At 50.9% G+C, this 19094-nt stretch carries 31 protein-coding genes; 1 reads left to right on the top strand and 30 read right to left on the bottom strand.

The annotated features are described in order from the left end of the window. Nucleotides 1–44: 44 nt before the first annotated feature. Nucleotides 45–533 (bottom strand): single-stranded DNA-binding protein, encoded by a 489-nt coding sequence (gene ssb, locus ABXT62_RS03395; RefSeq protein ID WP_415357138.1) that lies wholly within the window; start codon nt 531–533, stop codon nt 45–47. A 147-nt stretch (nt 534–680) separates the two neighbouring features. Next, a complete protein-coding gene (locus ABXT62_RS03390; protein ID WP_415357137.1) occupies nt 681–1904 on the bottom strand; it encodes an MFS transporter in 1224 nt (407 codons plus the stop codon). 175 nt (nt 1905–2079) lie between these two features. Between ABXT62_RS03390 and uvrA the strand changes: the two genes are divergently transcribed. Continuing rightward, complete coding sequence (gene uvrA / locus ABXT62_RS03385) at nt 2080–4926, top strand: excinuclease ABC subunit UvrA (RefSeq protein ID WP_415357136.1); 2847 nt, start codon at nt 2080–2082, stop codon at nt 4924–4926. Between the two features lie 80 nt (nt 4927–5006). Here uvrA and rplQ read toward each other — a convergent pair whose 3' ends face one another. The 28 genes from rplQ to rpsJ all read right to left on the bottom strand — a co-directional run bounded on the left by rplQ (nt 5007) and on the right by rpsJ (nt 18844). Then, nucleotides 5007–5396, bottom strand: coding sequence for a 50S ribosomal protein L17 (gene rplQ, locus ABXT62_RS03380; protein WP_415357135.1), 390 nt, complete (start codon nt 5394–5396; stop codon nt 5007–5009). Nucleotides 5397–5454: 58 nt separating this feature from the next. Continuing rightward, a complete protein-coding gene (locus tag ABXT62_RS03375; RefSeq protein WP_415357134.1) occupies nt 5455–6459 on the bottom strand; it encodes a DNA-directed RNA polymerase subunit alpha in 1005 nt (334 codons plus the stop codon). 36 nt (nt 6460–6495) lie between these two features. Further along, a complete protein-coding gene (gene rpsD, locus ABXT62_RS03370) occupies nt 6496–7116 on the bottom strand; it encodes a 30S ribosomal protein S4 (RefSeq protein ID WP_415357133.1) in 621 nt (206 codons plus the stop codon). A gap of 21 nt (nt 7117–7137) precedes the next feature. After that, nucleotides 7138–7530, bottom strand: coding sequence for a 30S ribosomal protein S11 (gene rpsK / locus ABXT62_RS03365; RefSeq protein ID WP_415357132.1), 393 nt, complete (start codon nt 7528–7530; stop codon nt 7138–7140). A 74-nt stretch (nt 7531–7604) separates the two neighbouring features. Beyond that, on the bottom strand, nt 7605–7961 hold the full coding sequence (rpsM, locus tag ABXT62_RS03360; RefSeq protein WP_415357131.1) for a 30S ribosomal protein S13: 357 nt from the start codon (nt 7959–7961) through the stop codon (nt 7605–7607). 145 nt (nt 7962–8106) lie between these two features. Then, a complete protein-coding gene (rpmJ, locus tag ABXT62_RS03355) occupies nt 8107–8223 on the bottom strand; it encodes a 50S ribosomal protein L36 (protein WP_415357130.1) in 117 nt (38 codons plus the stop codon). A 39-nt stretch (nt 8224–8262) separates the two neighbouring features. Beyond that, on the bottom strand, nt 8263–9591 hold the full coding sequence (gene secY / locus ABXT62_RS03350; protein WP_415357129.1) for a preprotein translocase subunit SecY: 1329 nt from the start codon (nt 9589–9591) through the stop codon (nt 8263–8265). Continuing rightward, on the bottom strand, nt 9592–10026 hold the full coding sequence (rplO, locus tag ABXT62_RS03345) for a 50S ribosomal protein L15 (RefSeq protein ID WP_415358256.1): 435 nt from the start codon (nt 10024–10026) through the stop codon (nt 9592–9594). 15 nt (nt 10027–10041) lie between these two features. After that, entirely contained in the window at nt 10042–10224 is a 183-nt protein-coding gene (rpmD, locus tag ABXT62_RS03340) for a 50S ribosomal protein L30 (protein ID WP_415357128.1), read from the bottom strand. 18 nt (nt 10225–10242) lie between these two features. Continuing rightward, the gene (gene rpsE / locus ABXT62_RS03335; RefSeq protein WP_415357127.1) at nt 10243–10755 is read right to left on the bottom strand and encodes a 30S ribosomal protein S5; all 513 of its coding nucleotides are present in this window, start codon (nt 10753–10755) and stop codon (nt 10243–10245) included. A 9-nt stretch (nt 10756–10764) separates the two neighbouring features. After that, a complete protein-coding gene (gene rplR / locus ABXT62_RS03330; protein WP_415357126.1) occupies nt 10765–11115 on the bottom strand; it encodes a 50S ribosomal protein L18 in 351 nt (116 codons plus the stop codon). A 9-nt stretch (nt 11116–11124) separates the two neighbouring features. Further along, nucleotides 11125–11652, bottom strand: a complete 528-nt coding sequence (gene rplF, locus ABXT62_RS03325; RefSeq protein WP_415357125.1) for a 50S ribosomal protein L6 — start codon at nt 11650–11652, stop codon at nt 11125–11127. Nucleotides 11653–11682: 30 nt separating this feature from the next. Further along, the gene (gene rpsH / locus ABXT62_RS03320; protein WP_415357124.1) at nt 11683–12078 is read right to left on the bottom strand and encodes a 30S ribosomal protein S8; all 396 of its coding nucleotides are present in this window, start codon (nt 12076–12078) and stop codon (nt 11683–11685) included. Nucleotides 12079–12110: 32 nt separating this feature from the next. Then, a complete protein-coding gene (rpsN, locus tag ABXT62_RS03315; protein ID WP_415357123.1) occupies nt 12111–12416 on the bottom strand; it encodes a 30S ribosomal protein S14 in 306 nt (101 codons plus the stop codon). 12 nt (nt 12417–12428) lie between these two features. Further along, the gene (gene rplE, locus ABXT62_RS03310; protein ID WP_415357122.1) at nt 12429–12968 is read right to left on the bottom strand and encodes a 50S ribosomal protein L5; all 540 of its coding nucleotides are present in this window, start codon (nt 12966–12968) and stop codon (nt 12429–12431) included. A gap of 35 nt (nt 12969–13003) precedes the next feature. Beyond that, a complete protein-coding gene (gene rplX / locus ABXT62_RS03305) occupies nt 13004–13318 on the bottom strand; it encodes a 50S ribosomal protein L24 (RefSeq protein ID WP_415357121.1) in 315 nt (104 codons plus the stop codon). A 27-nt stretch (nt 13319–13345) separates the two neighbouring features. Beyond that, the gene (rplN, locus tag ABXT62_RS03300) at nt 13346–13714 is read right to left on the bottom strand and encodes a 50S ribosomal protein L14 (protein ID WP_415357120.1); all 369 of its coding nucleotides are present in this window, start codon (nt 13712–13714) and stop codon (nt 13346–13348) included. Between the two features lie 58 nt (nt 13715–13772). Next, nucleotides 13773–14033 (bottom strand): 30S ribosomal protein S17, encoded by a 261-nt coding sequence (gene rpsQ / locus ABXT62_RS03295; protein WP_415357119.1) that lies wholly within the window; start codon nt 14031–14033, stop codon nt 13773–13775. A 1-nt stretch (nt 14034) separates the two neighbouring features. Beyond that, nucleotides 14035–14226 carry a 50S ribosomal protein L29 gene (gene rpmC / locus ABXT62_RS03290; protein ID WP_415357118.1) on the bottom strand — a complete coding sequence of 64 codons (192 nt, stop codon included), beginning with the start codon at nt 14224–14226 and terminating at the stop codon, nt 14035–14037. Further along, nucleotides 14226–14639 carry a 50S ribosomal protein L16 gene (gene rplP / locus ABXT62_RS03285; protein ID WP_415357117.1) on the bottom strand — a complete coding sequence of 138 codons (414 nt, stop codon included), beginning with the start codon at nt 14637–14639 and terminating at the stop codon, nt 14226–14228. Before rplP ends, rpmC begins: the two co-directional genes overlap by 1 nt. An 11-nt stretch (nt 14640–14650) precedes the next feature. Next, nucleotides 14651–15322, bottom strand: a complete 672-nt coding sequence (rpsC, locus tag ABXT62_RS03280) for a 30S ribosomal protein S3 (protein WP_415357116.1) — start codon at nt 15320–15322, stop codon at nt 14651–14653. Between the two features lie 17 nt (nt 15323–15339). Next, nucleotides 15340–15678 (bottom strand): 50S ribosomal protein L22, encoded by a 339-nt coding sequence (gene rplV / locus ABXT62_RS03275; RefSeq protein ID WP_415357115.1) that lies wholly within the window; start codon nt 15676–15678, stop codon nt 15340–15342. A 27-nt stretch (nt 15679–15705) separates the two neighbouring features. Then, a complete protein-coding gene (rpsS, locus tag ABXT62_RS03270; protein ID WP_415357114.1) occupies nt 15706–15981 on the bottom strand; it encodes a 30S ribosomal protein S19 in 276 nt (91 codons plus the stop codon). 38 nt (nt 15982–16019) lie between these two features. Next, entirely contained in the window at nt 16020–16847 is an 828-nt protein-coding gene (rplB, locus tag ABXT62_RS03265) for a 50S ribosomal protein L2 (RefSeq protein ID WP_415357113.1), read from the bottom strand. A gap of 14 nt (nt 16848–16861) precedes the next feature. Next, on the bottom strand, nt 16862–17158 hold the full coding sequence (gene rplW / locus ABXT62_RS03260; RefSeq protein ID WP_415357112.1) for a 50S ribosomal protein L23: 297 nt from the start codon (nt 17156–17158) through the stop codon (nt 16862–16864). Then, complete coding sequence (rplD, locus tag ABXT62_RS03255; protein WP_415357111.1) at nt 17155–17772, bottom strand: 50S ribosomal protein L4; 618 nt, start codon at nt 17770–17772, stop codon at nt 17155–17157. Before rplD ends, rplW begins: the two co-directional genes overlap by 4 nt. Nucleotides 17773–17790: 18 nt before the next feature. After that, nucleotides 17791–18426: a 50S ribosomal protein L3 gene (gene rplC, locus ABXT62_RS03250; protein ID WP_415357110.1), complete on the bottom strand. Its 636-nt coding sequence runs from the start codon at nt 18424–18426 to the stop codon at nt 17791–17793. Between the two features lie 106 nt (nt 18427–18532). Next, entirely contained in the window at nt 18533–18844 is a 312-nt protein-coding gene (rpsJ, locus tag ABXT62_RS03245) for a 30S ribosomal protein S10 (protein WP_415357109.1), read from the bottom strand. Nucleotides 18845–19094 lie beyond the last annotated feature (250 nt).

The raw sequence follows: 19094 nt of genomic DNA, 5'->3' as shown, positions 1-19094 counted from the left end.
GCACAACCGATCGGCAACTACTGTCCAGCCATCAAGCGCATCCCCTAGAACGGTATGTCGTCGTCAAAATTTCCCGAGTCTCCTTCTGGGATTGGAGCCGCGGCTACAGGGGCAGAAGGGGCCCTTGAGGGTGGATTTTGCATAACGTTCGCACCATCATGGGCGTCACCCGAGCTTGCGCTGCGCGAATCTAACATCTGCATTTCATCGGCTTGGATTTCCGTCGTATAACGGTCCTGGCCCTCTTTGTCCTGCCATTTACGCGTACGCAGAGAACCCTCAACATAGACCTTAGAGCCTTTTTTCAAATACTCTCCGGCTATCTGTCCTAGCCTGAAGTTTCCACGATCACGAAAAATGACTCGGTGCCACTCGGTACGTTCCTGCATTTGGCCGGTCTGCTTGTCCTTCCAGCTTTCGCTGGTGGCGACACTGGCATTCGTAACAGCACCACCATCAGGAAAAAAGCGGGTCTCCGGATCATTGCCAAGATTACCTATCAGAATGACTTTGTTAATGCCCCGTGTGGCCATAAATTTTCCTCATTTTTTACACAGAATCGATAGCGAATTTGACTATTGACTATAGCAACCTCATCATTCAATTGCGACACCAACTCCGGCCAAAGTTCTATAATTGAACCTGAACCCCTCCCACTATGACCGCCAAATCTGTACAGATCAGGTCTCGGTCAAGGGAGTGGGAGTGATATTCGTCACATCCTTAGGCACAGGGGCAGTCTGAACCACCAGCCACCAGCCAGCGGCCAGCGCAAGGCACACGCCAGTCAGCACGCCACTACCTAGGTGATCTAATAGCCAACCTCCACCAGCACCACCGGCGAATGCACCCATAAACTGACAGGAAGAGTAAACGCCCATTGCGGTCCCCTTGCCCCCGGCAAACACCGTCTTACTAACCAGCGAGGGAAGGGTCGCCTCTAGATAATTAAACCCCACAAAAAACAGCCAAAGGCCGCCATAGAACAGCAGATTGGTAGCAGTGAAGCCCAGCACACCGATCGCCGCAAAAATCAATGCAATACCCAGCAAGAACATCTGACGCGGCCGCTTGCCGCGTTCTGCCAGAATCATCAGCGGCACCATACCGACGACTGAGAGCAGCAACACGGGTAGATACACCATCCAGTGTTGCTCGCGGCCAACACCAAAGGTCTGTTCGAGCACCCCTGGCAGCACAAGAAAGCAGGCCACAAGAATAAAATGTAAAACAAATACTCCAAAATTGAGCCGAACCAGTCCTGCGTCTACAAGACCGCGGCCTATAAATCCCAACCTTGCACCCTCTTCCTGATGGTCACCACTGGCACTGTGCGGAGTTGGCACCAGCAGAATAACAATTCCAATTCCGACTGCTGCGAGCACTGCCGTAAACCAGAAAACGCCGGCAAGGCCCCCCACTGCGGCAACAACCGGACCTAGCACCATGGCCACGGCAAAAGACAGACCGATGCTAATACCGACCAATGCCATTGCCTTTGTACGCTGCTCTTCTCGTGTCAAGTCGGCTACTAGTGCCATCACGGTACTGGCAATAGCACCGCTGCCCTGCAGTGTACGGCCCAAAATAATACCGTTCATACTATCGGCCATTGCCGCGATCACACTCCCCAAAGCGAACAACAGTAATCCAAAGATAATGACCGGCTTGCGACCTACCCGATCAGACAGCCACCCAAAAGGAATCTGTAATATCGCCTGAGTCAGACCATAAATACCTAACGCCAGTCCAATCATGGTTGGGGTTGCGTCCGCTAGATCTGACGCGTACAGGGCCAGCAGCGGCAGCACCATAAACAGGCCAAGCATGCGAAAGCAGTACAGCAGCGCCAGCGAACCTACCGCTCGACGCTCGCGTCCTGTCATGGGGTTTTCAGTAATCACTATGCGTATTTCACCAAGAAGCGGCCAGAAAAGCAGCAGCTAATGCTATCATTTCCAAGTCCTACAGAACATCCAAACACGTCCATGCGGAAAAATATAAGCGAGGTTTTTGCCTCACACCTAGGTCTAGGCATATAATATCGGGTTTAGATTTCAAGGCGGCACCAGAGTTCTTATGGACACTATACAAGTACGCGGGGCACGAACACACAACCTCAAAAACATCGACCTCGATATTCCGCGGGACAAATTAGTGGTCATCACTGGCTTGTCGGGCTCCGGCAAATCCTCACTCGCCTTTGACACCCTCTATGCTGAGGGCCAGCGCCGCTATGTAGAGTCGCTGTCGACCTATGCCCGCCAGTTTCTTTCAATCATGGAAAAGCCTGATGTGGACCACATAGAGGGTCTATCACCAGCCATTTCCATCGAGCAGAAGTCAACCTCCCACAACCCCCGCTCCACAGTTGGCACCATCACGGAAATTTACGATTACCTGCGCTTGTTGTACGCCCGGGTGGGAGAGCCACGCTGCCCTGATCACGATATCAACCTGCAGGCCCAGACCGTGAGCCAAATGGTGGATTTGGTCCTGGCATTGCCCGAAGAAACAAAACTCATGCTGCTGGCTCCAGTAGTGCGCGACCGTAAAGGCGAGCACCTACATACACTAGAAGAACTGCGGGCCGGAGGCTTTGTCCGCGCACGCATTAATGGAGTCGTCGCCGACCTAGATGATGTGCCGGCGTTGGATAAAAAGAAAAAGCATCGTATCGAGGTGGTCGTAGACCGCTTTAAGGTTCGAGGGGATCTTGGTATTCGTCTGGCAGAATCCTTTGAGACCGCGCTGAACCTAACGGATGGGTTAGCGTCTATCAGCTATATGGAAGACAAAAACAAAGACATCAGTTTTTCCGCACGCTTCGCCTGCCCTGAATGTGGCCATAGTATTGACGAGTTGGAGCCTCGCCTATTTTCGTTCAACAACCCAGCGGGGGCTTGTAGTGGCTGTGATGGGCTCGGTGTCAAACAATTCTTCGATGAAGAGCGCTTGGTACTATTCCCCGAGTCGAGCCTGGCTGAAGGTGCAATACGCGGCTGGGACCGACGCAATGTCTACTACTTCCACATGTTGAATTCGCTCGCTGAACACTATGACTTCAGTATTGATAGTCCGTTCAATCAGCTGAGTAAAAAACACCGGAAAATCATCCTTCGTGGGAGCGGCACTCAGGAAATTGCCTTTTCCTATATCAATGACCGAGGAGATATTTTTAAACGCAAGCACGCGTTCGAGGGCATTCTTCCCAACATGGAACGCCGTTATCGAGATACAGAGTCGCAATCAGTGCGAGAGGAATTGTCCAAATTTTTGGCTACCCAACCCTGCCCTGACTGCCACGGGACTCGATTGCGCCGCGACGCTCGACACGTGTTTGTCGATGAACATAACCTCCCGAGTATCACAGCAATGCCAGTCGGCGAGGCTGAAGTTTACTTTAATCAATTGCAACTTAAAGGCCGCCGCGGTCAAATCGCTGACAAGATTCTTAAAGAATTGCGAGCGCGCTACCGTTTTTTGGTAGATGTAGGGTTGAGCTATCTGTCGTTAAACCGCAGTGCCGAAACACTGTCGGGCGGTGAAGCCCAACGTATACGTCTGGCCTCTCAGATTGGCGCTGGCCTTGTGGGCGTTATGTACATTCTGGATGAGCCATCTATTGGCCTCCACCAACGGGACAACGAGCGGCTTCTGGCCACACTCACCCATTTGAGAGACATGGGTAATACCGTGCTGGTAGTGGAGCACGATGAAGACGCTATTCGCAGTGCAGACCATATTATTGATATCGGTCCTGGGGCCGGGATACATGGGGGTCAGATTGTCGCTTCAGGCACTCTCGAGGATATCCTGAACAATGAGCACTCACTTACCGGGGCCTATCTCTCGGGTGCAAAAACGATCAGCATCCCAAAGCGGCGCACGCAGATAGATCCAGCGCGCATGCTGGTGTTAAAGGGGGCAACGGGCAACAACCTCCAATCGGTCACCCTAGAACTTCCACTGGGCTTGCTCACCTGTGTCACAGGAGTTTCAGGCTCAGGAAAATCATCTTTGGTAAACAGTACGCTCTATCCAATCGCCGCCACTGAGTTGAATGGGGCAACCACTCTAACCCCAGCGCCCTTTGAGTCGATAACGGGAATGGAGTATATCGATAAGTGCATAGACATCGACCAAAGCCCTATTGGCCGCACTCCGCGATCGAATCCTGCAACCTACACCGGCATTTTTACCCCGGTACGAGAATTGTTCTCTGGCACACAGGAGGCGCGTTCCAGAGGATATAAACCCGGAAGGTTCAGTTTCAATGTGAAAGGCGGTCGCTGCGAAGCCTGCCAAGGCGACGGCGTTACAAAAGTCGAGATGCATTTCCTACCCGATATATATGTACCCTGCGATGTTTGTAAGGGAAAACGTTATAACCGAGAAACACTAGAAGTGCGGTACAAGGGCAAGAATATCCATGAAGTTTTAGAAATGACCATTGAGGATGCACTACCGTTCTTCGAACCTGTCCCTACGATTGCTCGAAAAATTCAGACCCTAATGGACGTCGGCCTCTCCTACATTCGTCTGGGCCAAGCGGCTACCACCCTTTCAGGCGGTGAAGCCCAGAGGATCAAGTTGTCACGGGAACTCTCTAAACGGGACACAGGGAAAACACTGTATATTCTGGACGAGCCTACTACCGGATTACACTTTGAAGATATCAGGCAACTGCTGGTTGTTCTCCACCGATTGCGAGATCACGGTAATACCGTGGTGATTATTGAGCACAACCTCGATGTCATTAAGACGGCGGACTGGGTTGTGGATCTAGGACCTGAAGGGGGTAGTGGTGGCGGCAACGTAATCGCGACGGGAACGCCTGAAGATGTGGCAAAAATAAAGGCCTCATTTACGGGTCATTTCTTGGGGCCCATACTAAAACGCACACAAAGAAAAAAAGCGGCCTAAATAAAAACATGCTTGCTCTTGATACAAAAAAGCCGGGAGCGATGCCCGGCTTTCAATTTTAATCAGACCTCAAAACGTTATCAATCTTCGTCGTCTTCCGTCGTCTCGACTTGAGGACGATCAACCAGTTCGACATAGGCCATAGGCGCTTTATCCCCTGTGCGATAACCGCATTTGAGAATGCGAATATAACCACCCGGGCGCTCCTGATAGCGAGGGCCTAACTCGTTGAACAGTTTACCCACGGCCGAGCTGTCCCGCGTCCTATCGAAAGCTAGGCGACGATTGGCTACGCTGTCCTTTTTCGCTAGGGTGATAAGCGGCTCTGCATAACCGCGCAGTTCTTTCGCTTTTGGCAAGGTTGTCCGAATCAGCTCATGCTCCACCAACGAAACAGTCATATTGCGAAACATGGCTTTACGGTGCGAGCTATTACGATTCAGTTGACGTCCACTGTGACGATGACGCATTTTTGCTATCCTATTTTACTGTGCTATCGCAGCACTGATATCTGTTAATCGGGCCTGCTTAGATGCTTAAAACCCGATCATCGTTTTTCAAACTCGCTGGCGGCCAGTTGTCCAAGCGCATACCCAAAGACAGACTGCGCGAAGCCAGCACATCCTTAATTTCAGTAAGCGACTTCTTGCCCAAGTTTGGCGTCTTGAGTAATTCAACTTCGGTGCGTTGCACCAGGTCACCTATATAGTATATGTTCTCGGCTTTGAGGCAGTTGGCGGAGCGGACTGTCAGCTCCAAGTCATCTACAGGCCGCAGCAGAATTGGATCGACTTCGTCTTCCTCCACGACAGATTCAGACTCGCTCTCACTTTCGAGGTCGACAAACACTGCCAGCTGTTGTTGCAGGATAGTGGCTGCGCGACGAATCGCTTCTTCAGGGTCTATCGTTCCGTTGGTCTCCAAATCAAGCACCAACTTATCCAGGTCAGTACGCTGCTCAACTCGAGCTGCCTCTACGACATAGGACACACGATACACAGGAGAAAAGGTCGCATCCAATTGCAGGCGCCCAATAGAACGCGTTTCTTCCTCGGGATTTTCACGGGAATCGGCAGGAGAGTATCCGCGACCGAGCGCAACAGTCAGTCGCATATTTATTTCTGCACCAGCGTTAAGGTGACAAATAACATGCTCAGGGTTACGGACTTCAATATCGTGATCTACCTCAATATCGCCCGCTGTAACGGTACCCGGACCTTTTTTACTCAGTGTCAGTTCGGCTTCCTCTTTACCGTTCATCACCAGAGCCACGCCTTTGAGGTTAAGAAGGATTTCGATGACATCCTCCTGCACACCCTCGATCGCGCTGTATTCATGCAGCACACCCTCAATCTCAACCTCGGTAATCGCACTACCGGGCATCGAAGAGAGTAATATACGACGAAGCGCATTACCAAGAGTGTGGCCAAAACCACGCTCCAGAGGCTCGAGGGTTACCTGGGAGCGCGTGCTGTTCTTCTCTTCAACATTGATCACGCGGGGGGTCAAAAATTCGTTCACTGCACTCTGCATTGGGGCACCTGTCTTTTAGGTTAGTCCTTCAGTGGGTTACTTCGAGTAAAGCTCGACAATCAAGTTTTCATTGATCTCGGACGAGAGGTCCTGCCGATCAGGTACTGTCTTGAATACCCCTTCCAGCTTCTCGCTGTTAACGTCTAGCCACTCGGAATCTCCGCGATGAGAAGCCAGTGCCAAAGCGGACTGCACGCGCAGCTGCTTTTTGGCCTTCTCGCGCAAGGAAACAACATCTCCTGCCTGCACCTTATAAGAGGCGACATTAACAATAACGCCATTCACCAAAATGGCCTTATGAGACACTAGCTGCCGTGATTCCGCCCGGGTAGATCCAAAACCCATGCGGTAAACCACATTATCCAGTCGGCTCTCGAGGAGTTGTAACAGGTTTTCACCTGTGGCCCCTTTGAGACGCGCAGCTTCCTTATAATAGTTGCGGAACTGCTTCTCCAGCACGCCATAGATGCGACGTACCTTCTGCTTCTCTCGCAACTGCACACCATAGTCAGACAGACGACCACGACGGGCTCCGTGCTGACCAGGAATGGCGTCTAGCTTACACTTACTTTCCAACGAGCGAACTCCGCTCTTAAGGAACAGATCCGTCCCTTCACGACGGGAGAGTTTGCACTTGGGTCCAATATATCGAGCCATGTCAATTCTATCCTGTAAGCGTTATACGCGACGTTTCTTGGGCGGACGACAGCCGTTGTGTGGAATAGGCGTGACGTCAGTGATGTTGCTGATATTATAACCACAGGTGTTGAGTGCACGAACCGCGGACTCTCTACCAGGCCCCGGACCTTTCACCTGCACATCAAGGTTTTGAAGTCCGTAGTCCTTTGCCGCTTCACCGGCCCGTTCTGCTGCAACCTGCGCAGCAAAGGGTGTGCTTTTACGCGAACCACGAAAACCGGAGCCTCCGGATGTCGCCCAACTCAGAGTATTACCCTGACGGTCTGTGATAGTAATGATCGTGTTATTGAAGGATGCGTGAATATGCGCAATACCGTCGATAACCGTCTTGGTTATTTTCTTACGAGTGCTTTTCGCACTTGGCTTCGCCATACTTAAATTCCTGCCTTAATATCAACACTGCACTAGGGTGCAGCTACACTAAAAAGAATTCGTAAATATAATGTTTACTTACGAATCGGCTTACGTGGTCCTTTACGAGTACGGGCGTTAGTCTTGGTCCGTTGCCCACGCAAAGGTAAACCCCTACGGTGCCGTAGACCACGATTACAACCCAGATCCATCAAGCGCTTGATGTTCATAGACACTTCTCGACGCAGATCACCCTCCACCATCAAGTCGCCTACTTTGGCACGAAGCGCATCCATATCCTGCTCTGTCAACGCACTGATTTTGGCGCTTTCCGCCACACCAGTATCCGCACAGAGGCGACGTGCCTGACTGCGACCGACACCGAAAATATATGTTAATGAGATAACGGTATGCTTGTTATCTGGTATGTTGACGCCGGCAATACGAGCCATTCAACTTTCTCCAATCATTTGTCGTCGCTGCATGCTGCAGCCTCGTCGTGTCGTTAACCTGAAACCAGACAAGCTTCTAGGCCTATACAAACGGCGCAGCAGTCTAGCGATATCGTTCATAAAAATCAACTATTGATGATCAACCTCAGCCCTGACGCTGCTTATGTCGAGGATCCGTCTCACAAATCACACGGACCACGCCCTTTCGGCGGACCACCTTACAGTTTCTGCAAATCTTCTTTACTGATGCACGTACCTTCATTACACCTACTCCCTACTTGGATAACCTGGGCCTGACTACTTAACGGGCTCGCCCGGCGCCACCATAACTTTTCAAATTCGCCTTTTTCATCACCGAATCATATTGGTGCGACATCAGATGGCTCTGAACTTGCGCCATGAAATCCATCACCACCACCACCACAATCAGCAGTGAGGTTCCACCCAGATAAAACGGCACGTTCCACATAACGACCAAAAACTGCGGCATCAAGCACACCAGTGCAATATAGGCCGACCCGAAGACGGTCAACCGAGTCAGCACACCATCGATATAATTGGCCGTTTTCTCACCCGGCCTGATCCCCGGAACAAAAGCGCCTGAACGCTTAAGGTTGTCAGCGACCTCAACCGGATTGAACATCAAAGCGGTATAGAAGAAGCAGAAAAAGACAACAAACACCGTGAACAGCAATATATTTAAAGGCTGGCCAGGACCGATTGCCACTGCCATGTCCTGTAACCAGTCTGCAGAATTCCCAGTACTAAACCATTGGGCGATAGAGGCAGGGAACAGCAATATACTGCTCGCAAAAATAGCCGGTATCACTCCAGCCATATTGACCTTCAGTGGCAAATGCGAACTTTGGGCCTGATACATCTTGCGACCCTGCTGTCTCTTAGCGTAGTTCACGGTAATGCGTCGCTGACCACGTTCAATGAATACGATCATGTAAATGACTGCTATCGCCAGAGTCAGAATAAACAGCAGGATCAGGACATTCAGTTCTCCCTGTCTAGCTTGCTCCAACGATTGGCCGATAGCTGCAGGCAAACCAGCTACAATCCCAGCGAAAATCAACAAAGATATGCCGTTGCCTACACCCTTCTCGGTAATCTGTTCCCCAAGCCACATCATAAATACCGCGCCGGTGACCAGAGAAGTGACCGCAATCACATAAAAAAGTATCGAGGGATCATACGCCATGCCTTGATTGGCCATACCCGCTGTCATACCGACGGCCTGAATAATGGCTAATACCACAGTGAGATAGCGCGTGTACTGGCTGATTCTTCGGCGGCCAGACTCTCCTTCCTTCTTCAACTGCTCTAGCTGGGGTGTCACTGCCGACATCAACTGCATGATGATAGATGCGGATATATACGGCATAATCCCAAGGGCCAAAATACTCATACGCTCCAGCGCACCGCCGGAAAACATATTTGCCAACCCAAGAATCGTGCCTTGGTTTTGGTTGAACAAGGCAGCGAGTTGCTTAGGATCGATTCCCGGTACGGGAATATGAGTTCCAATCCGATAAACGATAATTGCAATCAAAACGAAACGCAGACGAGTGAAGAGCTCGCTAAGTCCCGCTTTATTACCTGAAGGCGTTTGTGCGGTTGCCATTTATTCCTCTACTTTCCCACCGGCCTTTTCTATGGCCTCACGTGCACCCTTGGTAACCACAAGGCCCTTTATGGTAAGCGCTTTACCCAACTCACCGGAAAGAAAAACACGGGCACGCACAACGTTATCTCTGACAAGATCTGCGTTTTTTAACGCCTCAAGGTCTACAACATCACCCTCTATCGCATTCAACTCGCCCAGACGAATCTGCGCAGTAGTGCGACTGATACGAGAAGAGAATCCGTACTTCGGGAGACGCTTCTGCAATGGCATCTGGCCCCCCTCGAATCCAGGGCGAATCCCTCCACCCGAACGAGCCTTTTGACCCTTGTGGCCACGACCTGCGGTCTTACCCGTGCCACTTCCAATGCCCCGCCCTACACGCTTGGGATTTTTCTTAGCTCCCGGCGCGGGGCTCAGGCTATTCAGCCGCATTACGTCCGACATACTTTACTCCTCTACCCTTACTAGGTAGTGCACTTGGTTTATCATGCCCCTCACGGAAGGCGTATCCTCAACCTCCACCGTGTGGCCAATACGACGCAAACCCAGACCTGCTAGACACGCCCTATGATTTTTCAGGCGATGAAAGCCACTTCTGACCTGGGTTACTTTGATAGATGCTTTAGCCATGACTAGCGAACCTAATAGTTAATTCAGAATTTCTTCGACGGTCTTTCCGCGCTTGGCGGCAATGTCTTCTGGTGAAGACATATCACGGAGACCATTGAAAGTTGCCCTTACTACATTGATCGGATTGGTCGATCCGTAGCATTTGGCTAATACATTATGCACACCCGCAATTTCAAGCACCGCCCGCATCGCACCACCGGCGATCACCCCAGTACCTTCTGAGGCAGGCTGCATATAAACCTTAGATGCGCCATGGGCTGCCTTAATTGGATACTGAATGGTCCCGCTGTTAAGCTGAACCTGTATCATGTTCCGACGCGCCGCCTCCATCGCCTTTTGAATAGCGGCTGGAACTTCGCGAGCTTTGCCGCGACCGAAGCCCACTTTACCTTTACCATCACCCACGACCGTAAGGGCAGTGAAACTAAAAATACGACCGCCCTTTACCACTTTGGATACACGGTTAACCTGTACCAGCTTCTCCTGAAGGTCGCCGTCCTGTTGCTGCTTTTTCTGATCGTTAAAAGCCATATCTTTACCCTAGAATTCCAATCCGGTTTCACGAGCAGCATCGGCCAAGGCCTTAACCCGGCCGTGATACCTAAACCCACTGCGATCAAACGCTACCGCTACAACACCTGCTTTTTTAGCGCGTTCAGCGACCAACTTGCCCACTTTCTCTGCCGCCGCAATGTTCCCAGTAGCACCACTTCGAAGATCAGAGTCCAATGTAGAAGCACTCGCAATCACTTTGTCTCCAGCGGGAGCAATAATCTGAGCATAAATATGTCGAGGAGTACGATGGACACTCAACCGGTTCATTCCCAGACTACGAATTTGGGTACGAGAGCGGCGTGCGCGACGTAACCTTGAATCATTTTTTGTACTCATCTCAAATACCTATTTCTTCTTGGCTTCTTTACGACGAACAAACTCATCAGCGTAGCGGATACCCTTGCCTTTATAAGGCTCTGGAGGGCGAAAGCTGCGAAGTTCGGCTGCGGCCTGTCCGACCGCATGCTTGTCAATACCCTGTAAAATCACTTCGGTTGGAGTAGGACTCTGAGCAGAAACACCGCTTGGCAGCTGGTAATTCACTGGATGAGAAAGTCCCACTGTCAGATTGACAACATCCCCATTAACCTTGGCCCGATAGCCTACGCCATTTAGCACCAGCTTTTTCTCCCAGCCCTCGCTTACGCCTTTGACCATATTGTTTACCAGTGCACGTGTTGTTCCGGCCATGGCACCCAGTTTTGGGTTGTCATATGCAAACGTAATAACACCGTCATCCTGGGTGAAGTGGATACCTTCTGAAAGCGAAACTGCCAGCGTACCTTTGGTACCCTTTACAGTGACATCGCTACCATTGAGGTTGACCTCTACACCGCTGGGAAGCTGGATTGGATCTCTTGCGACTCTAGACATTTAGAAATACTCTTTAACTCAAAACAGGATTTAGTAAACAGTACAAAGTACTTCGCCGCCGATACCAGCCGCGCGAGCTGCTCGGTCGGTCATTACACCGCGCGAGGTCGAAATAATGGCGACGCCCAGACCGGCACGCACCGAAGGCAGCTCGCCGCTGCCCGAATATCGACGCAAGCTAGGCCGACTGATGCGATCTATTTCCGCAACAACTGGCTTGCCCAGATGATATTTCAACTCAATCGCTAGGCGGGGCTTGCCTGCCTCTACGGTCGCGCTAAAACTATCAACATATCCCTCATCTTGTAATACTTTGGCCACGGCCGCCTTTAACTTCGAGCCAGGCATTTCAACACGCTCTTTACCCGCCATCTGTGCGTTACGAATGCGGGTCAACATATCTGCTAGGGGGTCTTGCATACTCATAATCAATTAATCTCCGTAAACCAATTTTCCGGCTACCAGCTCGATTTAACCAAACCTGGCACGTCGCCACGCATTGCGGCTTCACGCAACTTGTTTCGGCAAAGGCCAAATTTCCTATAGACCCCATGCGGCCTACCGGTAATCGCACAGCGACGCCGCTGGCGGACTGGACTAGCGTCACGCGGCAGTTTTTGCAATCTAACCTGCGCATCCCACTTGTCGTCGTCAGAGGCCATTGTATCGCCCAAAATCGCCTTCAGTGACGCACGCTTTACCGCGTACTTCGCTACAGTCTGCGTACGCTTTTTCTCGCGCGCAATCATTGATTTTTTTGCCATCTATAAAGCCTCTTAATCCTTAAGTGGGAAGTTGAAAGCGCGCAGAAGTGCTCGACCTTCATCATCCGTACGAGCTGAGGTGGTAATCGTGATGTCCATACCACGCAATGCGTCAACTTTATCGTACTCGATTTCCGGAAATATAATTTGCTCGGTTATACCCATAGCAAAGTTACCTCGCCCGTCGAAAGACTTGGCGCTCACGCCTCGAAAATCTCGGACACGTGGAATGGCTATGCTAACCAGCCGATCCAAAAATTCATACATGCGCTCAGAGCGCAGTGTCACCTTACAGCCAATCGGCCAGCCGTCTCTAACCTTAAAGCCCGCGATTGATTTGCGAGCCTTGGTTACAACAACCTTCTGACCCGAGATCTTCTCCATATCAGCGACTGCGTTTTCCAACACTTTTTTGTCGCCCAAAGCCTCTCCCACGCCCATATTCAGTGTGATCTTGGTAATGCGCGGGACTTCCATCACATTGGCTAAGCCCAGTTCCTCCTTCAATTGAGGAACAATTTCGCTTTTGTACTTGTCTTTCAACGCTGCCATGTCTTCTACCTGTCGACCACTAAGCCCCTGAGAGCCTATGCGTCGATCTCCTCACCACTGGATTTAAAAATTCGGACCTTGCGATCTCCATCTACCTTTATACCTACTCGATCAGCCTTAGCAGTACTCGGGTTGAATATCGCCACGTTAGATATCTGTATCGCGGCTTCATTTTCTATAATACCCCCAGCCACTCCCGCATCGGGATTAGCCTTGGTATGCTTCTTCACCATATTGATTCCAGACACAATGACCTTATTGTTATCCAGTACCTTGCGCACTTTTCCACGCTTACCCCGGTCCTTGCCGGCCAGGATAATCACTTCGTCTTCGCTCTTAATCTTTAACATTGCTTCTACCTATACCTATCCAGCGGCCTAGATAACTTCCGGGGCTAAGGAAATAATCTTCATAAACTTTTCACCACGCAATTCCCGTGTTACCGGACCAAATATACGCGTACCTATAGGGGCGTCCTGTGCATTCAAAAGAACCGCTGCGTTATCATCGAACTTGATAAGCGACCCGTCCGGACGGCGTACACCCTTTCTAGTTCGGACAACAACCGCAGTCATCACCTGCCCTTTCTTGACCTTGCCACGGGGAATCGCTTCCTTAACCGTTACCTTAATAAGGTCTCCTACACGTGCATAACGACGCTTAGATCCACCGAGCACCTTGATACACATCACTCTGCGAGCACCGCTGTTATCAGCGACTTCCAAATACGACTGTGTCTGAATCATCTTCTACTCCCACTGCGGACGTGCCGCGAACCTCTAACTGCTTGTATCTAGGTCAGACCTAAGACGCACTCACAACTACTTCTAACAATTTCCAAGTCTTCGTTTTGGAAAGAGGGCGGGATTCTGCAACAGTAACAGTATCGCCAACGCCACATTGGTTGCTTTCATCATGCGCATGAATTTTTGAAGAACGCGTCATATATTTGCCGTAAACAGGATGCTTCTCCCGCCGCTCTATCAGGACAGTTATTGTTTTGTCCATCTTATTGCTCACAACTTTGCCCGTTGCAAGTCTTACACGCTTCTCTGCTACCGACATCCTAGCCACCCGCCTTTTCAGTGAGTAAAGTCTTCACACGAGCAATATCTCGTTGGTTCTGTTGCAGAAAGTGAGTTTGCCCCAACTCCCCGGTCGCCTTCTGCATACGCATCTTAAACTGCGCTTCGCGCAGCGTCAGCAGTGTCTTACCCAGGTCGTCGCCAGACATTGCACGTAATTCGCTAGCTTTCATCACATCACCGTCCGTTTAACAAATTGTGTCGCGATTGGGATCTTAGCTGACGCCAACGCAAAAGCTTCCCGCGCCATCTCTTCAGAAACACCCTGGAGCTCATAAAGCACTCTACCGGGCTGAATCTGAGCTACCCAGTACTCTACATTACCTTTACCTTTACCCTGACGCACTTCTAAAGGCTTACCGGTTATCGGCTTGTCAGGGAACACGCGAATCCAGATTTTCCCGCCGCGCTTGATATGACGAGTCATTGCTCGACGTGCTGCCTCAATCTGGCGCGCCGTGAGACGACCACGGCTTACGGCCTTTAACCCGTATTCGCCGAAACTAACTTTGCTGCCGCGCTCAGCTAGACCGCGATTGCGACCCTTCATCATCTTGCGAAATTTCGTACGCTTTGGTTGAAGCATCTGCGTAACCCTTAATTAGTTGCTGTCTTCTTGGCGCCGTCAACTTGGCCTTCAGTGCCAATAACTTCGCCCTTAAAAATCCAAACCTTCACACCCAGAATGCCGTAGGTCGTTGCAGCTTCATACGTGGCGTAATCTATATCCGCGCGCAACGTGTGCAAAGGCACTCGCCCTTCCCGATACCATTCGGAACGAGCAATTTCTGCTCCACCCAATCTGCCCCCAATCTGAACCTTGATACCCTCAGCACCTTGCCTCATTGCATTTTGCACTACGCGCTTCATGGCTCTACGGAACATCACTCGACGTTCTAGCTGTTGCGCAACATTTTGCGCCACCAACTTTGCATCCAGATCCGGCTTTCGAATCTCTTCAATATTAATGTGGACAGGTACGCCCATTCTCTTCGTAAGATCTTTGCGCAGCTTATCGACATCCTCACCTTTCTTACCAATAATAATACCTGGTCGGGCAGTGTGAATAGTGATGCGAGCTGTCTGCGCTGGCCGCTCGATCACGATGCGACTAACCGATGCGTGGTCCAGAGCCTTCTCAATATAGGCTCGCGTCTGCAGATCAGTGATCAGCTGCTTGGCGTAATTCTTGTTTTCGGCATACCAGATCGATGTATGATCTTTGACAATCCCTAGTCGTATACCGGTTGGATGTACTTTCTGACCCATTTAATCTTCTCCTAAACTTAGCGGTAGCTATCTGCAACTTTTATAGTGACATGGCAGCTGCGCTTTAAAATCCGATCCGCACGCCCTTTAGCTCGAGGCCGCAAACGCTTCATAGTCATACCTTCGTCTACAAAAATGCTGGACACCGCTAACTCATCGACGTCTGCACCTTCATTGTTCTCAGCATTAGCTATCGCTGAGTCGAGTAATTTCTTGACGATATGAGCCGCTTTCTTAGAGCTGAACTCGAGTAGCCCGAGGGCCTCTTCTACACGCAGACCGCGCACCTGATCCGCAACAAGGCGAACCTTCTGCGCCGAAATCTGTGCGCCTTTCAATTTTGCTGCTACTTCCATTTTCTATGCCTCGCTACAGATAAGCGTCTAACGCTTGGTCGCCTTGTCCGCGATATGTCCTCGGAAAGTACGCGTTACCGCAAACTCCCCAAGTTTATGCCCGACCATGTCTTCATTCACAAGGACCGGTATATGTTGACGGCCGTTATGGATGGCGATAGTCAGCCCAACCATATCGGGTGATACCATAGAGCGCCGCGACCAGGTCTTGATGGGTCTACGGTCATTGCTCTCTATCGCAGCTTCAACTTTCTTCATCAGGTGAAGATCGATAAACGGGCCTTTCTTCAGTGAACGCGGCACAATGTCTTCCTCTAGTCTCTTTGCTCTAACAAGCGAATTTATTTCTTACCGCGACGGCGGACAATCAAACTATCAGTGCGCTTGTTCTTACGCGTTTTGTAACCTTTCGCAGGAGTACCCCACGGACTCACTGGATGACGGCCCCCTGAGGTGCGCCCTTCACCACCACCATGGGGGTGATCTACCGGGTTCATCGCGACACCACGAACAGTGGGCCTGACACCGCGCCAACGAGAAGCGCCAGCCTTACCTAACTTACGTAAATTGTGCTCTGAGTTAGAGACTTCGCCCAGTGTTGCTCGGCAATCAGCCAATACTTTGCGCATTTCACCGGAGCGCAAGCGCAAAGTGGCATATTGACCTTCACGCGCCACAAGCTGAACAGAGGCACCAGCGGAACGCGCAATCTGCGCGCCTTTACCAGGCTTCAACTCAATACAATGCAACACTGAACCAACAGGGATATTACGCAGGGGCAAACAGTTACCTGCTTTAATCGGTGCAGCGGCCCCTGATTGAAGAACATCCCCTGACTTCACGCCTTTGGGCGCGATGATGTAGCGGCGCTCTCCGTCAGCAAACAATAGCAGGGCAATGTGCGCTGTACGATTCGGGTCATACTCCAGACGCTCAACCTTTGCAGGAACGGCATCCTTGTTGCGTTTAAAATCGATTATCCGATAGTGCTGCTTGTGGCCACCACCGACGTGACGGGTTGTAATCCGCCCATTGTTATTTCGGCCGCCATTCCTCGTCTGATTTTCCAACAACGGCCCATACGGGGCGCCCTTGTGAAGATCATCACTTACCACTCGGACGACATGGCGACGACCGGGGGAGGTGGGCTTACTCTTTAAAACTGCCATTTCGCTACTGCTCCTTAATCCGCCAGTGCAAAGTCGATGTCATGACCCTGCTCCAGCTTGACATACGCTTTTTTCCAAGTCGATTTGGTGCTGTAACCGTTCTTGTTACGCTTTACTTTACCCTTCACTCTCAAGGTATTCACGTTGACAACCTTGACCTTGAAAAGCTGCTCAACCGACTTCTTAACTTCCAGCTTAGATGCATCGATAGCGACCTTGAATACATATTGATTACTCAAATCCGCAATGATGGTAGCCTTCTCGGAAGTATGCGGGCCTATCAGCACTTGAAATATGCGCTCCTGGTTCATCCCAACATCTCCTCGAATTTCTTCACTGCGTCGACAGTGATCATTACCTTGTCATGCCCTATCAGGCTCAGCGGGTCAACACCTTCCACATCAAGCACATCTACTGCATGCAGATTTCGGGCCGCCAGATACAGATTTTCATCGACTTCTGCAGACACAATCAGTACGTTTTCTACGCCGTATTCACTGAGGTGCTTTACCAAAAGCTTGGTCTTAGGTGCTTCCAAATCCAAACTTTCTACAACCATCAGACGATCTTGGCGCGCCAGCTCGGACATAATTGACTGCATAGCGGCACGGTACATTTTGCGATTCACTTTCTGACCGTGATCCTGCGGTTGAGCCGCGAAGGTTACACCTCCACCGCGCCAAATGGGGGAGCGTATAGTTCCCGCGCGAGCACGGCCTGTGCCTTTTTGTCGCCATGGCTTCTTACCGCCACCGCTTACCGCCGCCCGATTCTTCTGGCCACGAGTACCCTGACGGGCGCCAGCCATATAGGCTGTTACCACTTGGTGAACCAGGTCTTCATTGTATTCACGCGCAAAAGTAACATCGGAGACCGAGACGGAACCCGCTTCACTGCTACCTGACTTTAATACACTTAATTCCACGTTAGAGACCCCCTAACCTTAAGCTTTGACTGCGGGACGAACAAACACGTCACCGCCGGGTGCACCAGGTATGGCACCCTTGATAAGTAACAAGTTCCGATCTACATCAACTCGGACAACTTCTAGCCCTTGAATCGTGACGTTCACAGCACCCATGTGACCTGACATCTTCTTGCCCTTCCATACACGACCGGGCGTCTGGCACTGACCAATCGAGCCAGGAGCACGATGCGACAGTGAATTACCGTGTGTAGCGTCCTGCATCGAGAAATTCCAGCGCTTGATGACGCCCTGAAAACCCTTACCTTTGGATTTTCCAGCCACATCAACCTTTTGACCTACCTCGAACCGCTCAACGGTCAAATTAGAACCAACTTCAGGCGCCTCATCGGCCTCGCTCAAACGGAACTCCCAAAGGCCTGTACCCGCCTCTACGCCCGCTTTAGCAAACTGACCAGCCTGAGATTTACTGACTCTTGAAGCCTTGCGAGCTCCCGCAGTAACCTGAATTGCTCGATAGCCATCGCTATCGAGATCTTTGACTTGAGTAACGCGGTTTGGAGATACCTCCACTACGGTTACAGGAACTGAAACGCCGTCTTCAGTGAAAACACGCGTCATACCGGACTTACGACCGACTAAACCAATAGCCATTTTACTAACCTCTCAGTGTACGGGGCTGAACCCTCTATGGCCGCCCATTGCTAGGCGTTACACACTCGGAGCTCCTGCTCCAAGCAGGTCTTGCTATAACTTATTGTTAACCAAGACTAATTTGTACTTCTACACCTGCTGCCAGGTCGAGCTTCATGAGAGCATCAACGGTTTTTTCCGTAGGCTCTACAATATCCAACATACGCTTGTGGGTACGGATTTCGTACTGATCACGAGCGTCCTTGTTCACGTGCGGTGAAATCAACACAGTAAACTTTTCCTTCCTTGTAGGAAGAGGGATTGGGCCCTTAACGAGCGCACCGGTGCGGCGTGCCGTCTCCACGATTTCCTGAGTAGACGAGTCTATCAGTCGATGATCAAAAGCCTTGAGGCGAATTCGAATACGTTGACTTTGCACCTAATTGAACTCCAAACAGCAAAAAAAGCCAGAGGGTCGCAATGGAGCCCCCCGAAAAAGGAAAACGAATTCTAATGACGGACCCGGGTTCTGTCAAGCGTGACGTGGATTTAATTACACACACTTGCAAACTGGCCCGGGGTGGCCCTCTATAACCAAAAGGTCTGCCTAAGTTTGGCATAAGACACGACGTTTACCGGCCGCCCAATGCGCCGGACGGTCAAATGCGCTGCTGAGACCAAATCCTACC

The sequence above is a fragment of the Halioglobus sp. Uisw_031 genome (assembly GCF_047729875.1).
Classification (GTDB): domain Bacteria; phylum Pseudomonadota; class Gammaproteobacteria; order Pseudomonadales; family Halieaceae; genus Marimicrobium.
The sequence above is the reverse complement of the archived record's forward strand: the minus strand, read 5'-3'. Positions and strand labels throughout refer to the sequence as shown.